Origin of the sequence: Gordonia caeni, from assembly GCF_039537105.1 — a bacterium.
Lineage (GTDB): Bacteria > Actinomycetota > Actinomycetes > Mycobacteriales > Mycobacteriaceae > Gordonia > Gordonia caeni.
In genome coordinates, this window is the sequence record NZ_BAAAZW010000008.1 from 165,565 (window position 1) to 180,133 (window position 14,569).

Genomic DNA, 14,569 nt, shown 5'->3' on the forward strand with positions numbered 1-14,569 from the left:
AGTATCGTCAGTCATGGGCAACACCGACTTCGACGTCCTGATCATCGGCTCCGGTTTCGGCGGCAGCGTGAGCGCACTGCGGCTGGTGGAGAAGGGGTACCGGGTCGGGGTGATCGAGGCCGGCCGGCGCTTCGAGGACGACCAGTTCGCCAAGACCAGCTGGCGCCTGCACAAATGGCTGTGGGCCCCGCGGCTTGGCCTGTACGGCATTCAGCGCATCCATGCACTCAAGGATGTGATGATCCTGGCCGGCGCCGGGGTGGGCGGCGGCTCCCTGAACTACGCCAACACCCTGTACAAACCGCCGTCACCGTTCTTCAACGATCCGCAGTGGGCGCACATCACCGACTGGGAGTCCGAGCTGACCCCGCACTACGAGCAGGCGCGACGCATGCTCGGCGTGGTGACCAATCCGACCTTCACCCACTCGGATGCGGTGATGCAGAAGGTGGCCGACGAGATGGGCGTCGGCGACACCTTCGGCCCCACCCCGGTGGGCGTCTTCTTCGGCGCCAAGACCGGCGGTGACGGCGCGCCCGGCCAGCAGGTCCCCGACCCGTACTTCGGCGGTGCCGGACCCGCCCGCACCGCCTGCACCGAATGCGGCGCCTGCATGACCGGCTGCCGGGTCGGCGCCAAGAACACCCTGATGAAGAACTACCTGGGCCTGGCCGAGGCCAACGGCGCGCGGATCATCGACCGCACCACCGTCGACCGCCTCGCCCAGCGCAGCGACGGCAGCTGGGTGGTGTCCACGCGGGGCTCGTCGGCGTGGGGGCCGTTCGGGGCGCGGCGCCGCGACTACACCGCCGCGCAGGTGGTGGTGGCCGCCGGCACCTTCAACACGCAGAAGATCATGTTCGGTGCCAAGGACACGACGCTGCCGAAGGTCTCTGACGCGCTGGGCGTGCTGACCCGCACCAACTCCGAGTCGATTCTGGGCGCCCAGGCGCGCACCTACGACGCGGACCGCGACTTCTCCGAGGGCGTGGCGATCACGTCGTCGTTCTATCCGGCGTCCGACACCCACATCGAACCGGTCCGCTACGGCAAGGGCAGCAACGCGATCGCCTACCTGCAGACCCTGCTCACCGACGGCGGCACCATCGGATACCGGGTCCGCCAGTTCCTGCAGCAGGCGGCCAAGAATCCGCTGCTGCTGGTGCGGCTGCTCGTCGTGCGCAAGTGGAGTCAGCGGACCGTGATCGCGCTGGTGATGCAGAACAACAACAACTCGCTGACCACCTATCTGCGCAAGCGCGGCCCGCTCAAGTACGTGACCAGCAAGCAGGGGCACGGGGAGCCGAACCCGACGTGGATCCCGGCCGGCAACCAGGCCACCCGGCTGGCCGCCGACCAGCTGCCCGACGGCATGGCGGGCGGCACCTGGGGCGACATCGTCAACATGCCGCTCACCGCGCACTACCTGGGCGGCTGCGTGATCTCCGACGACCCGGCCACCGGCGTCATCGACCCGTACCACCGCGTCTGGGGCTACCCGACCCTGCACATCACCGACGGCGCCGCGATCTCGGCCAACCTGGGCGTGAATCCGTCGCTGACGATCTGCGCGCAGGCCGAGCGGGCGATCGCCCTGTGGCCGAACCGCGGTGACGCCGATCCTCGACCGGCGCAGGGGGAGGCCTATGTGCGAATGGCCCCGAATCCGCCGGCGGCACCGGTGGTGCCGGCGGGTGCCCCTGGAGCACTGCGGCTGAATCTCACTCCGGTCGACCACTCGGCCCCGGAGCATTCTGCTCGCGTGCCCGACTGACATCTATAGGAGCATCCGGCGCTCCACCTGCGGCCATGCCTTAGGCGATAGCCGACGCGGGTGGGTGAGGCCGTAAGTGGTTCAAATCGTGCCATGCACGGGTGTATTCGGTGCCGGTTCCCCGAGTCGCCAGGTAGCCCGAGGCGGGCACCACGATAACTTGACGAAAGCTGCATTCGAGTCACTGGGAAGCGAGAATGAGTTGACAGTCTTCAAGGTCGTCGTCGAGATCCTGCTCTTTCTGCTGCCTTTGGCTCTGGGCGCGCGGTACGGGCCGTTCGGGCTCATCGGTGCCTCCGCCGTCTCGGTGTTCATCATGGTCGAGGTCCTGCGACTCCAACCGGGAACGGCACCGATCGCCGCGATCTTCATCATCCTGTCGGTGATCAGTGCCACCGCTGCGATGACGGCCGCCGGGGGAATGGACTGGCTGGTGCGCATGGCGGCGAAGGCACTGCGCCGGCACCCCAAACAGATACCCATCATCGGCCCGCTGCTGGTGTGGCTGTTCACGGTCATGTCCGGTACCGGCAACATCACCTTCGCGCTGATCCCGATCCTGTACGAGGTGTCGTATTCGGCCAAGATCCGTCCCGAGCGGGTGCTGGCCACCGCGAACGCGGTCTGCCAGCTGGCGCTGATGGCCAGCCCGGTCGCGGCAGTGAGCTACGTGTTCATTCAGATGACCGAGAGTCAGGGCAATTCGCTCGGCAAGACTCTCGCCGTCACCGTGCCGGCCTCGTTGATAGCCACCGTGCTGATGTCGTTGGTGATGACCCGCTACGGCAAGAATCTGGAGGACGATCCGGAATACCAGCGGCGTTTGGCTGCCGGAGAGGTGGAGCCGCCGCCGGAGCTCGCTGATGATGTTGAGGCCGAGCCGCTTCCGCCGCGTGCCGCATGGAGTGCATACATCTTCGTCGGCGGCGTGATCGTCGGCTGCATCCTGGGATTCTTCGAGAAGCTGCGGCCCACGTACTCGGTGGCGGTCATCGACGACTCGGGCAGTTTGGACGCCCCGGTGGCGCACATGGTGGAACGGCACGTCTCGATGTCCACGATGATCCCGATCACCATGTTCGCGGTGGTGGGACTCATCATGATCATCTGCAAGGTCAAGACGCCCAAGGTGATCGGTCAGCCAATCGTCGGAACCGGACTGATCGCGGCGCTGCTGCTACTGGCCACGCCGGTCATGGCGGGAACCATCCTGAACGCCCATATGGAGTCGATCAAGAGCTTCGTCGGCAGTGCGATCGGCGTCTCCGTGTTGCTCTTCGCGGTGATCCTCTTCGTCCTCGCTGCCCTGATCCAGAGTCAGGTGGCGTCCCTGACGATCCTGATCCCGGCGTCGGTCATCGCCGGCCTGGGAGTCGGGCCGATGACCGGCATGCTCGGTGCGGCCAGCGGTAACAACCTGCTGGCCTCGATGGGCGGCCTCGGCCAGGCATGCATCATGACGGACAAGACAGGCTCCACCAAGCAGGGCTCGATCTTGATCAACGGCTCGTTCACCGTGCCCATGCTGCTCGGCGTCGTCTTCTCGATCGCCGTCGGCATGGTCGTTCAAATGTTCGTTTTCTGATCGTCCGGCCCACCTGAAACCCAGCACGATAGGACAGTTTCCATGACGACCGATCTGGCCACGCTTTACAAGGATCTCCACGCCCACCCGGAGCTCTCCGGGCACGAGCAGCGCACCGCGGGCATCGTCGCGGACTCGTTGAAGTCATTCGGCTACGAGGTGACCGAGAACATCGGCGGCTACGGCCTCGTCGGGGTGCTGCGCAACGGCGACGGGCCGACCGTGTGGTTGCGCGCCGACATGGATGCGCTGCCGGTCGCGGAGGAGACCGGGCTCGACTACGCGAGCACGGTGACCGCTGTGAACGACGACGGCGAGACCGTCCCGGTGGCGCATGCCTGCGGTCATGACATGCACACCACAGCGCTGATCGGCGCCGCGGGCAAGTTGGCGTCCACCCTCGACGAGTGGAAGGGCACCGTCGTCGCGGTCTTCCAGCCGGCCGAGGAGAATCTCTCCGGCGCCAAGGCCATGGTCGACGGCGGGCTGCTGGACAAGGTGCCGCACCCCGACGTCGTGCTCGGCCAGCACGTCGCGCCCGGTCCGGCGGGGATGGTGTTCTACCACCCCGGGTACACGCTGGCGGCCAGTGATGCGCTGGAGATCACGCTGTTCGGCAAGGGTGGGCACGGCTCGCGGCCGGAGGCCACCATCGACCCGATCGTGATGGCCGCCGCGGTGATCCTGCGGCTGCAGACCATCGTCGGCCGCGAGGTGGCCGCGACCGATCAGGCCGTCGTCACCGTGGGCGTCGTGGAGGCCGGGACCAAGAACAACGTGATTCCCGACGAGGCGACCCTCAAGCTCTCGGTCCGCACCTTCGACCCGCTGGTGCGGACCAAGGTGCTCGACGCGATCGCCCGGGTGGTCAAGGGCGAGGCGATGGCCTCCGGTGCCGAACGTGAACCGGAGATCGTCACTCTGTACAGCGGCCCGGCCACCCACAACGACGATGCCGCCCTCGAGCGCGTCGTCGGTGCGTTCAACACCGCCTTCGCCGGGCGCGTGATGGAGGTGCCGCCGGGGTCGGGCTCGGAGGACTTCGGTCAGCTGGGTGCGGCCGCGAATGCCCCCTCGGTGTACTGGTTCCTCGGCGGTGCCGATCCGAAACTGTTCGCTCCGCCGGCCGACCTCTTCCAGGTGCTCGCGGAGATTCCGTCGAACCACTCGCCGGAGTACGCCCCGGTGATCGAGCCAACGCTCACCATGGGGGTGGCGGCGCTGGTGACCGCCGCCCGCGCCTGGCTGAGCTGATCGCGGCGGATCAGGGCGTCTGGACGAAGTCCTTGCTGCGGATCAGGAAGAACGCGGCCACGCCGCCGACGATCGCGACGCCGCCGCTGATCACGAACAGGTGGTTCATCGCGTCGCTGAAGGCGACGCCGATCGCGTCCGACAGTTCGCCCCGGTAGGCGGCGGGCACGTGGTCGAGCAGCTTGGCCTCCTGGCCGCCGCTGACCGCCCCGGAGATCGCCGACGGGTCGACGCCGTCGCCCGGTGAACCCGCCAGCTGTTCCTTCAGGTCGGCGGTGATGATGGACGAGAACAGGGTGCCGTAGACCGCGATACCGACAGCGATACCGACCTGCCGGAAGGTGTTGTTGATCCCCGAGGCCATGCCCGAGCGGGCCACCGTGACCACACCGACGGCGGTGGACGCCAGCGGCGGATTGACCAGACCGGCGCCGATGCCGGCCAGCACGAAGCCGACGATCAGATGCGTCCACGAACTGTCCGCGGACAGGCCGGTCATGGTCAGCAGGCCGGCGCCGACCAGCACCAGGCCGGGGCCGATCATCCAGCGCGCCGGGACTCGGTCGGTGAGCCGGCCGGCGATGGTGGCCACCACCATGGTCGCCGCCGAGAACACCAGCAGCCGCAGACCGGCGTCGAGCGCGCTGAAGCCGAGCTGATTCTGCAGGTACAGCACGAAGTACAGCATCATGGCGAACATCGAGCCGTTCATGCAGAAGGCCGCGATGGAGCCGCCGAGGAAGGTGGGAACCCGGAACAGGTCCAGATCGAACATGGGCTCGCGGATACGCCACTCGATCACCACGAAGGCGATCATCAGCACGGCCGCGATCGCGAAGCACCAGAGCGCCGTGGTGTCGGTCCACGACGTCTCACCGGCCTCGGTGACGCCGTACACCAGGGCGAACAGCCCGCCGGTGAAGGTGATCATGCCCGCCCAGTCGATGCGGCGCGCGTACGGCGCCTTCGACTCGCGCATCAGCCAGAACGTGAGGGCCAGGGCGATGACGCCGACCGGCACGTTGACGTAGAAGATGCCGCGCCAGCTGATACCGGTGGTGATGGCACCGCCCAGGATGGGCCCGACGGCGGTCGCGATTCCGGTGACCGCACCCCAGACACCGAACGCGATCCCGCGGTCTTTGCCCTGGTAGTTCGCGGCCAGCAGCGCCAGGGAGGTGGCGAACAGCATGGCGCCGCCGACGCCCTGCGCGGCCCGCGAGCCGACCAGCATCTCCGCGCTGTTGGCCGCCCCGCACAGCGCTGATCCGGCGGTGAAGACCGCCAGTCCGAGGCCGAAGATCAGCCGCCTGCCGAAGCGGTCGGAGAGGGCGCCGGAAGTCAACAGCAGGGCCGCCAGTGACAGCGCATACGCGTCGGTGACCCATTCGAGCTGGGTGAACGAGGCGTCCAGGTCCCGTTCGATGTCGGGTAGCGCGACCATCACGATGGTCACGTCCAGCAGCAGCATGAAGGTGCCGAGGCAGACGATCACCAACGTCCACCATTTGCGGTTCACGGGACTCCCAGGACTCAGAGGTACATCGGATATCGATGTACAGCGCGTCAGATGTACAGCGCGTCAGATGTACAGCGCGTCAGATGTACAGGGCCGGTTCGGCGTACGGGTCGATCACGTCGGGGCCGGGGCGCGACTTGGCGGCGACGCCGACGGCCACGTAGCCGGCGGGGACGTCGTGCACCACGACCGCGTTGGCGCCGACCTTCACGTCGTCGCCCAGGCTGATCGGGCCGAGGATCTTGGCGCCGGCGCCGATCAGGACGCGGTCGCCGACCGTCGGATGTCGTTTGCCCTTGCTCATGCTGGTACCGCCGAGGGTGGAGCCGTGGAACATCAGCACGTCCTCGCCGACCTCGGCGGTCTCACCGATCACCACGCCCATGCCGTGGTCGATGAAGAAGCGGCGGCCGATCACCGCACCGGGATGGATCTCCACCCCGGTGAGGAACCGGGCGAACTGGGAGAGCAGGCGGGCGGGCAGCCGCAGCGGCAGCGTGCTGGTCCACAGGCCGTGGGCGATGCGGTACAGCCACAGCGCGTGCACGCCAGGGTAGGCGAGCGCCACCACCAGTTTGGAGCGGGCAGCCGGGTCGCGGTCGCACGCGGCCTGCAGGTCCTCCCTCAGGATTGCGAGTAAGGGAGGCTGCGAGTCGGTCACTAGTCCACGAGTCCTTCGAAGAGCGGCGTCGACAGGTAGCGCTCGCCGAAGTCGGGGAGCACCACGACGATGGTCTTGCCGGCGAACTCGGGGCGCTTGGCCACGTTCACCGCCGCGGCCAGGGCCGCACCGGACGAGATGCCCACCAGCAGACCCTCCTCGGTGGCGGCCCGGCGGGCCCACGCGAAGGCGGTGTCGGCGTTGATGTCGATCACCTCGTCGTACACGTCGGTGTCGAGGACCTCGGGGACGAAGTTGGCGCCGATGCCCTGGATCTTGTGACCGGCCGGGCTGCCGCCGTTGAGGATCGCCGACTCCTCGGGCTCGACGGCGAAGACCTTCACCTCGGGCTTGCGTTCCTTGAGGACCTGGCCCACACCGGTGACGGTGCCGCCGGTGCCGATGCCGGCGACCACGGCGTCCACCTGGCCGTCGGTGTCGGCCCAGATCTCCTCGGCGGTGGTGGCGCGGTGGACGGCGACGTTGGCCGGATTGGCGAACTGCCGGGCCAGCACGGCGCCGGGACGCTCGGCGGCGATCTCCTCGGCGGTGCGGACGGCGCCGGCCATGCCCTCAGCGGCCGGGGTCAGCACCAGCTCGGCGCCGAAGGCGCGCAGCAGAGCACGTCGCTCCTTGGACATCGACTCGGGCATGGCCAGGACCACGTTGTAGCCGCGGGCCGCGCCGACCATCGCCAGGGCGATGCCGGTATTGCCGCTGGTGGCCTCGACGATGGTGCCGCCCGGGGGCAGGGTGCCGTCGGCCTCGGCGGCATCGATGATGGCGACCGCGATGCGGTCCTTCACCGAGTTGGCCGGGTTGTAGAACTCGAGCTTGGCCAGCACGGTGGCTTCGGCGCCGTCGGTGATCCGGTTGAGGCGGACGAGGGGGGTGCGGCCGACAGCTGCGGTCACGTCATCGAAAATCTTCGGAGCCACGATAAATCCTTTGCCGGTGGTGGTCGGTTGTGCAACTGCTTCGAGCCTAGTCGAGGCCGCGGGCCGCCAGGGTGTCTGCGAAGCCATCTGCCGTCTCCAATGCGGCCAGGACCGCCGGGACGAACAGCACCCGCGGGCCGGGCCGCAATCCGCGGGCGCGTCGGGCCTGGTCGACCTGGGTGAAGACCTCCGCGATCAGCGGGATGGACCGGATTGTCAAGGCTAGAGCCATGGCGATTAAATCCGTCCGCACACCCAGTTTCTCCAGGGGAGCGAGCGCGGCGACGATGGCCGCGAGCAGATCCGTGGTCCGGGTGGTGAGCGTGACCACGGCTGCGAGCCCGATCGAGGCCAGCAGCACCGCGCACACCACCGCCGCCCGCCGCCAGTCGGTGAGGAACACCTGGAAGACGAAGATCACCGCGACGAACAGGAACGGCCCGCGCAGCAGCGGCCAGGCCCGCCGCGGCCCGAGCCCGGCCAGCACGAACACCACCAGGACGGCGCCGACGGCCACGCCGGCCCCGATCGGGGTGTGGACGCTCAGCGTCATCGCCAGGATCGCGGCGATCAGCGCGAGCAGTTTGACCCCGGCGGGCAGCCGGTGGATCGGTGTACCGCCGGGCACATAGGTGCCGAGCATGGTCATCGCGCGGTCACTGCTCCGGGTGGGCCACGTCGATCATCCACGGGACGCCGAAGCGGTCGACGCACATGCCGAAGCCGGCGGACCAGAAGGCCTCCTCGATCTCCATCGTGACCTCGCCGCCCTCCCCGAGAGCGGCGAGCACCCGGCGGGCGGACTCGACGTCCGGGGTGCTGTGCGAGACAGAGAAGCCGACCTTGCGGCCGTCGTCGCCGGTGGGATCGTCCGAACCCAGCAGCAGTGCGCCGTCGTCGAGAGTGAGGCTCGCGTGCATGACGAAGTCGCCGCCGCCGGGCATCTGCGCGTCGGCCGGGGCGTCGGAGTTGCGCATGATCGACAGCTCGCCGCCGAAGATCTCGCGATAGCGAGAGAAGGCCTCGGCGCAGTTGCCGCTGAAGAACAGGTACGGGATGAATGCCATGGGAACAGTATGCGCCGCGAGTGCGCCATAATCAGCGGGTGAACGCGACCACCTGCGCCACGGCCCCGCCCAGTCGAGTGCGGGCTCGGTAGGGCGTTCGCCATGGTCGAGTTGCTGGTGGTTTCGGTGGTCGCGGTACTGACCATCGCGGCGACCTCGGTGATCGGGCCCAAGCTGGGGCTGGCCTCGCCGCTGCTACTGGTCGCGATCGGCGTGGGGGCCAGTTTCCTGCCCGCGCTGCGCGAGTTCGAGATCGAGCCCGAGTGGATTCTCGAAGGGCTGCTGCCGCCGCTGCTGTACTCGGCCGCGGTGTCGATGCCGGCGATGAACTTCCGGCGCGAGTTCGGGGCGATCAGCGGCCTGTCGGTGGTGCTCGTGGTGGCGAGTGCCCTTCTGCTGGGGCTGTTCTTCATGCTGGTGCTGCCCGGACTCGGGTTCGCGTGGGGAGTCGCGCTGGGCGCGATCGTCAGCCCGACCGACGCGGTCGCGACGTCGATCGTCAAACAGACCCCGGTGTCCAAACGCGTGGTGGCGATCCTCGACGGCGAATCGCTGCTGAACGACGCGACGGCGCTGGTGCTGCTGCGGACGGCGATCGTGGCGACGGCGGCGACGTTCAGCTTCTGGGGTGCGCTCGGCACATTCGCGTGGTCGGTGGTGATCGCCGTCGTCGTGGGCGCCGGGGTCGGGCTGGGGAACCTGCAGGTGCGCAAGCGGATCAGCCGGCCGCCGGTGAACACGGCGCTGTCGTTCACGGTGCCGTTCATCGCGTCCGTGCCGACGGAGTTGCTCGGCGGTTCGGGTCTGGTCGCCGCGGTGGTCGCCGGTCTGGTGACCGGCGTCCGCGCCCCGCGCCTGCTGTCGGCGCAAAGCCGACTGTCCGATCGGCAGAACTGGCAGACCGTGGAGCTGGTGCTGGAAGGCGTCGTCTTCCTGACACTCGGCTTGCAGATCCGGCCGATCGTGGAGAGCGTCGAACGCGACCACGCCGGGGTCGGCAACGCGGTGCTGGTCGCGCTGATCGCCTTGCTGCTCACCATCGTGATCCGCGCCGCCTACGTCGCCCCGCTGATCGGCGTACTCGGGCTGCGGGGACGTCTCCGGGCGCGTCTGCAGCCGCGATTCGAGACTCTGCAGGAGAAGCTCCAGACGCCGGAAGGTCGCGAGCAGACGGCGGCGAAGTTCGAAGAGCGCGGCCGCAAGCTGAGCGAACGGGGACTCGAACGGTTCACCAAACGCATCACGCGGGGGCTGGCCGACATCGACTACTTCTTGCGCGCGCCGCTGGGGTGGCGCGAGGGCGCGGTGGTGGTGTGGGCCGGCATGCGCGGCGCGGTGACGGTGGCCGCCGCGCAGACGCTGCCGGCGGACACCCCGCAGCGGCCGGTTCTGATCCTCATCGCCTTCGCCGTGGCGCTGCTGTCGCTGGCGATCCAGGGCGGCACCATCGGACCGCTGCTGCGGCTGATCGCACCGACGGACCACGGTGCCCAGGAGGCACAGGACGCCGCCGAGCGGGCGCGCCTCATGCAACAGCTCCGGGACGCGGCGCAGTCGGTCGCCGAGCCGGTGATTCCTCCCGATGCCGATCGTCAGGAGGAGTTCGCCGTCCGGAAGAAGCAACGTCTCGAGGTGATCGAGGCCGAGCGCACAGCGCTGCTCGATGCACGCGATGACGGCGCATTCGACGCCGACGTGCTCGACGAGACGCTCACCAATCTCGACGCCGAACAGATCGCGATCGAGTTGCGCGGCAAGCACGTCGACTGATCAGGCAACCGACTCGTCAGGACATCAGGGAGCGGTAGTAGGCGATCGCCGGGGCGGGCTCGTCGTCGGCGACCACGCGGCCGTCGTCGAGTACCAGCACGCGGTCGTAGTCGGCGAGCAGATCCAGGTGATGGGTGAGGACGACGAGTTGTTCGTCGAGGCCGCCGAGGACGTCGCGCAGCATGTTCGCGTTGCGCAGGTCGAGCATGGTGGTGGGTTCGTCGGCGATCAGGATCGACGGCCCGATCACCATGATCGAGGCCAGGGCGAGGAGCTGCTTCTGACCTCCGGACAGGGTGTGCGACGGCTGGTCGGCGTGGTCGGCCAGGCCGAAGTCGGCGAGGGTCGCCAGGGCCCGTTCCCGGCGCTGCCGCTTGTCCTTGGTGACCCGCGTGAGGGACAGTTCGATGTCTTCGCGGACCGTCGGCATGATGATCTGCCGATCCGGGTCGGAGAAGATGAAGCCGACCTGCCGGCGCACTTTGCGTTTGTTCTTGGCGACGTTGAGGCCGTTGACGGTGACGGTGCCGGAGTCTGGGGACACCAGGCCGTTCATCATGCGGGCCAGGGTGGACTTGCCGCTGCCGTTGGCGCCGATGATGCCGATGCGGTGCTCGGCGAGTTCGAGGGTGACCCCGCGCAGCACCGGGCGATCGGTGAAGGCGTGGGTGACGTCGTCGAACTCGATGGAGGTCATGCCGGCGTGACGGGCTCAGCGGGTCGCGGGCGGAGCGGGTGAATCAGACCGGGGCGACCGCGGTGGACGGCGGCGGCGACCAGTGCGGCGATCACCGCTTTGATCACGTCGCCGGGGACCAGGGCGGCGTGGGTCGTGACGATCACGTACCGCAGCGACTCATCGGTGCGGGCGAGAAGGCCGATGATGCCGCAGATGTAGATCACCACGACGCCGCCGAGGAAGTTGATCAGGAAGCCCAGCCACACCCGGTAGCGCGGCATCATGAACGCGGTCAGCACGCCGATGACGATGACGCCGGGCAGGAACCCCAGGAAGTAGCCGGCGGTCGGCGAGGCGAGCGCGACCTGGCCCGAGCGGCCGCCTGCGAGGATCGGCAGGCCTGCGATCGCCAGCACCATGAAGATCACGACGGCGGCCGTGCCCTTCTTGGGGCCGAGGACGGCACCGGCCAGCATCACACCCATCGTCTGCAGGGTGATCGGGATGCCGCTGGCCAGGTTGAACGCTCCCGGCAGACCGAGCACCGCGATCAGGGCAGCGAAGACCGCGGCCTGCGCGAGGTCGTTGACGGTGAATTTCAGGTAGCCGGGCACCCGCTAAGCCTAAGGGTGGCCTTGGTGTGCTGGACAGTGGGCCCGGGGCCCGTATGGAGTTCTCAAAGAACGTGCACCCTCCCGGTGAGGGGAGAGCTGGAGTCCGCGTGAGCGGACGAACGTGATGTGCTGCTCTCGGAAGGTGGGTGTCGTCGCGTACGGGACGACGGTCGGCGGATTCCACGGAGGGACGTCAGGCGGCGTGCGGTAGGTCGGTCATGGTCCTTCGCGCCTGGGAGCGGAGCGGTTCGCGGTGGCGGCGCGGGTGCTCGGGGTCCAGGGGCGGGGTGAACCACGGGTGGCGGTCGGGGCCGAGGAACACCTCCCAGCCGGTGTGGTGGATCAGGGTGTGGTGCATGCGGCAGAGCAGGACGCCGTTGTCGACGCAGGTGCTGCCGCCGTCCTCCCAGTGGTCCATGTGGTGGGCGTCGCACCACGATGCGGGGCGGCCGCAGCCGGGGAAGGCGCAGCCGCGGTCGCGCACGGCGAGCGCGCGGCGGATGGCCGGCGGGAACAGGCGCTGGGTGCGCCCCACGTCCAGGGGCGCGTCAGCGGCGTCGACCAGGACGTCGGTGAGGGCTCCGTCGCAGGCGAGGATGTCGGCGGTCGCCGCGGTGATCGGGCCGGTGAAGCCCAGGGTGTCGGCGTCGTTCGGGTGGGCGCCGCCCTCGGGGATCGCGGTAAGGGTCGCCTCGGGCAGCCACATCCGTGCGGGGCGGATCAGGGTGACGTGCGGCAGCACGCCGCCGGAGCTGGGGCGTTCGGAGCCGGCCAGGTAGGTGCGGATGATCTGGCCGAGGGCGTCGGCGCGCCGGCGGCTGGGCGGTCGCGGGTCGGGGGTGCCGTCGGGCAGCGGGACCGGACGGCACAGCGGGTCGAGGGCGGCCTGGAGCTCTTCGCCGGTGACCACGTCGAGGTCGAGGGTGGCGGCGATCCGGCCCTCGTCGTTCTGGTGGAGCGTCATGTCGTTGAGGTCGTAGTTCTCGGCGACCGGGACGTGGTCGGCGGCGGGCTCGGTGGGAGCCAGGGTGATCGCGATCTCGCGGGCGCGGTGGGCGATCGCGGCCGGACTGGTCTGGATCTTCAGCGAGGTGACGATCTCGGTGCGCTGGTCGTCGTCGAGCTCGACGCGGTCGGTGATGTGGGTTAGTCCCTTGCCGATGGCGTCGGCGTGCTCGATGCCCAGGGCGCCGTCACGCAGGGCGTGGGTGACGGTGGGCAGAGTGTGGGCCGCGCGGCCGACCCGGGCGGCGCGGTAGGCGGCCGACGGGGCGACGCCGATCGCGGTGAGCAGATCCGCGCCGGTCTTGAGGCGCTTGCGGGCCGGGATGCCCAGTCGCTCGGCGGTGGCGACGCTCGTGGCGATCAGATACTCGGCCACGTTGCGCAGGCGCACGGCGGTGACCACGACGGCCAGGATGTCGGGCTCGTCGAACACCTGCCGCGGGTCACTGAGGAGTTCGCCGAGCGTGCGGTCGCGCGGCGCGCCGCCGTCGAGGTCGGTGGTCGGGGAGAGGTCGTCGATCAGGTCGTCGGTGAGTCGGGTGAGGATGGCAGCGTCCACGGTGAGGGCCCCTTCTCTGCTGTTTCCTGATTCCAGAATAAGGCCACAAAGAGATAGATCACATGTTCGAATACGCCAAACTTCGAGACCCAGATTTGGAGGGTTCTGAGGGAACCGTCGGGCCGCTGGTGCGGTGGTCAGGGCCGGTGGTCACCGGGGTCCAGAGTTGGGGGGTTACCGCGCCTGCCAGACCGGCGCACGCTTCTCGGCGAAAGCCAACGGGCCCTCCATGGCGTCGGCGCTGGAGAAGACCGTGCCGAGCTCGTCGGTGTTGGCGCGCCAGCGTTCGCTCTCGCCCGCGATCTCGCCGTCGGCCAGACGGACGGCCAGGCGTTTGGACGCCTGCACCGCCAGCGGGGCGTTCTCCGCGATCTCCCGGGCCAATTCTCCGGCGGCGGCGAGCAGATCGACCTGGGGGACCACGCGGTTGACCAGTCCGTACTCCAGTGCCTGAGCGGCGGTGATGGGACGTCCGGTCAGCAGCAGTTCCATGGCGATCTTCCTCGGCATCGCCTCGACGATGCGGAAAGCACCGCCGGCTGCGGCGAAGATCCCCCGTTTGACCTCGGGCAGCCCGAATGAGGCGCCGTCGGCGGCGACTGCCAGGTCGCAGGACAGAACGAGTTCGGTACCGCCGCCGAGCGCAGTTCCGTTGACCGCGGCGATCAGCGGGGTGCTGATCGGATGGGAGACGACTCCGGCGAAGCCCCAGCGGTTGTGCGACGGGTCGGTGGCGCCGATGTTCTCGCCGCGGGAGAGTGCCTTCAGGTCGGCGCCGGCGCAGAACGACTTGTCGCCCGCGCCGGTGAGGATGATCGCCCGCACGTCGGGATCGAGGTCTGCGGCCTCCAAAGCGATCCCAAGTGCATCGGTGACGGCGCTGTTGATCGCGTTCCTCGCGTCCGGCCGGTTGATCGTGAGGGTGCGGACGTGGCCTGTCTGCTCCACCAGAACGGCGTGGTCGGTTGATTCGGTCATGGTCACTCCTCGGGACGACAGGGGCAGGGCAACGGCCAGTAAGCTCCAGGGCAGCCGGGGTTGGTCGATCCAGCGTCTGGGCAAGGCTCACGAGACATCTGGTTTCTACCGACCCTAGAGGGTTCTGTTCCCGCAGAGAGGTGTTGCGGCCATCTGGGTCATGACG

Annotated in this window: 13 protein-coding genes; 4 read left to right on the top strand and 9 right to left on the bottom strand. The window is 68.7% G+C overall.

Annotation, left to right across the window (positions count from 1 at the left end; genetic code table 11):
- The first annotated feature begins 13 nt into the window (after window positions 1–13).
- From ABD732_RS14350 to ABD732_RS14360, 3 genes are all read left to right on the top strand, one after another.
- Entirely contained in the window at window positions 14–1,774 is a 1,761-nt protein-coding gene (locus ABD732_RS14350) for a GMC family oxidoreductase N-terminal domain-containing protein (RefSeq protein ID WP_344784902.1), read from the top strand.
- A 76-nt stretch (window positions 1,775–1,850) separates the two neighbouring features.
- Window positions 1,851–3,359 carry an anaerobic C4-dicarboxylate transporter family protein gene (locus ABD732_RS14355; protein WP_344784904.1) on the top strand — a complete coding sequence of 503 codons (1,509 nt, stop codon included), beginning with the start codon at window positions 1,851–1,853 and terminating at the stop codon, window positions 3,357–3,359.
- A gap of 42 nt (window positions 3,360–3,401) precedes the next feature.
- Window positions 3,402–4,613 carry an amidohydrolase gene (locus ABD732_RS14360; RefSeq protein WP_344784906.1) on the top strand — a complete coding sequence of 404 codons (1,212 nt, stop codon included), beginning with the start codon at window positions 3,402–3,404 and terminating at the stop codon, window positions 4,611–4,613.
- Window positions 4,614–4,623: 10 nt separating this feature from the next.
- Here ABD732_RS14360 and ABD732_RS14365 read toward each other — a convergent pair whose 3' ends face one another.
- The 5 genes from ABD732_RS14365 to ABD732_RS14385 form a co-directional block, all read right to left on the bottom strand.
- On the bottom strand, window positions 4,624–6,132 hold the full coding sequence (locus tag ABD732_RS14365; protein ID WP_344784908.1) for an MFS transporter: 1,509 nt from the start codon (window positions 6,130–6,132) through the stop codon (window positions 4,624–4,626).
- 79 nt (window positions 6,133–6,211) lie between these two features.
- Entirely contained in the window at window positions 6,212–6,793 is a 582-nt protein-coding gene (cysE, locus tag ABD732_RS14370) for a serine O-acetyltransferase (protein ID WP_344784910.1), read from the bottom strand.
- Window positions 6,793–7,731 carry a cysteine synthase A gene (gene cysK / locus ABD732_RS14375; protein WP_344784912.1) on the bottom strand — a complete coding sequence of 313 codons (939 nt, stop codon included), beginning with the start codon at window positions 7,729–7,731 and terminating at the stop codon, window positions 6,793–6,795. Before cysK ends, cysE begins: the two co-directional genes overlap by 1 nt.
- Before the next feature lie 46 nt (window positions 7,732–7,777).
- Window positions 7,778–8,380, bottom strand: a complete 603-nt coding sequence (locus ABD732_RS14380) for a CbiQ family ECF transporter T component (RefSeq protein WP_344784914.1) — start codon at window positions 8,378–8,380, stop codon at window positions 7,778–7,780.
- Between the two features lie 7 nt (window positions 8,381–8,387).
- On the bottom strand, window positions 8,388–8,798 hold the full coding sequence (locus ABD732_RS14385; RefSeq protein WP_344784917.1) for a VOC family protein: 411 nt from the start codon (window positions 8,796–8,798) through the stop codon (window positions 8,388–8,390).
- Between the two features lie 102 nt (window positions 8,799–8,900).
- On the opposite strand from ABD732_RS14385, the gene ABD732_RS14390 reads away from it, so the two are divergent.
- Complete coding sequence (locus ABD732_RS14390; RefSeq protein WP_344784919.1) at window positions 8,901–10,568, top strand: cation:proton antiporter; 1,668 nt, start codon at window positions 8,901–8,903, stop codon at window positions 10,566–10,568.
- A 16-nt stretch (window positions 10,569–10,584) separates the two neighbouring features.
- Here the strand turns inward: ABD732_RS14390 and ABD732_RS14395 are convergent, their stop codons facing one another.
- The 4 genes from ABD732_RS14395 to ABD732_RS14410 all read right to left on the bottom strand — a co-directional run bounded on the left by ABD732_RS14395 (window position 10,585) and on the right by ABD732_RS14410 (window position 14,403).
- Window positions 10,585–11,265 (bottom strand): energy-coupling factor ABC transporter ATP-binding protein, encoded by a 681-nt coding sequence (locus tag ABD732_RS14395; protein WP_344784921.1) that lies wholly within the window; start codon window positions 11,263–11,265, stop codon window positions 10,585–10,587.
- Window positions 11,262–11,861: a biotin transporter BioY gene (locus tag ABD732_RS14400; protein ID WP_344784923.1), complete on the bottom strand. Its 600-nt coding sequence runs from the start codon at window positions 11,859–11,861 to the stop codon at window positions 11,262–11,264. The genes ABD732_RS14395 and ABD732_RS14400 overlap by 4 nt, the downstream gene beginning before the upstream one ends.
- A gap of 193 nt (window positions 11,862–12,054) precedes the next feature.
- A complete protein-coding gene (locus tag ABD732_RS14405) occupies window positions 12,055–13,425 on the bottom strand; it encodes an HNH endonuclease signature motif containing protein (protein ID WP_344784925.1) in 1,371 nt (456 codons plus the stop codon).
- A 174-nt stretch (window positions 13,426–13,599) separates the two neighbouring features.
- Window positions 13,600–14,403 carry a crotonase/enoyl-CoA hydratase family protein gene (locus ABD732_RS14410; protein WP_344784927.1) on the bottom strand — a complete coding sequence of 268 codons (804 nt, stop codon included), beginning with the start codon at window positions 14,401–14,403 and terminating at the stop codon, window positions 13,600–13,602.
- Window positions 14,404–14,569: the final 166 nt, after the last annotated feature.

What these genes read in the sequence shown, in the direction of transcription:
- ABD732_RS14350 (WP_344784902.1), top strand. Translation starts at nt 14, where the DNA reads ATGGGCAACACCGACTTCGACGTCCTGATCATCGGCTCCGGTTTCGGC.
- ABD732_RS14360 (WP_344784906.1), top strand. Translation starts at nt 3,402, where the DNA reads ATGACGACCGATCTGGCCACGCTTTACAAGGATCTCCACGCCCACCCG.
- ABD732_RS14380 (WP_344784914.1), bottom strand. Translation starts at nt 8,380, where the DNA reads ATGACCATGCTCGGCACCTATGTGCCCGGCGGTACACCGATCCACCGG.
- ABD732_RS14385 (WP_344784917.1), bottom strand. Translation starts at nt 8,798, where the DNA reads ATGGCATTCATCCCGTACCTGTTCTTCAGCGGCAACTGCGCCGAGGCC.
- ABD732_RS14390 (WP_344784919.1), top strand. Translation starts at nt 8,901, where the DNA reads ATGGTCGAGTTGCTGGTGGTTTCGGTGGTCGCGGTACTGACCATCGCG.
- ABD732_RS14395 (WP_344784921.1), bottom strand. Translation starts at nt 11,265, where the DNA reads ATGACCTCCATCGAGTTCGACGACGTCACCCACGCCTTCACCGATCGC.
- ABD732_RS14410 (WP_344784927.1), bottom strand. Translation starts at nt 14,403, where the DNA reads ATGACCGAATCAACCGACCACGCCGTTCTGGTGGAGCAGACAGGCCAC.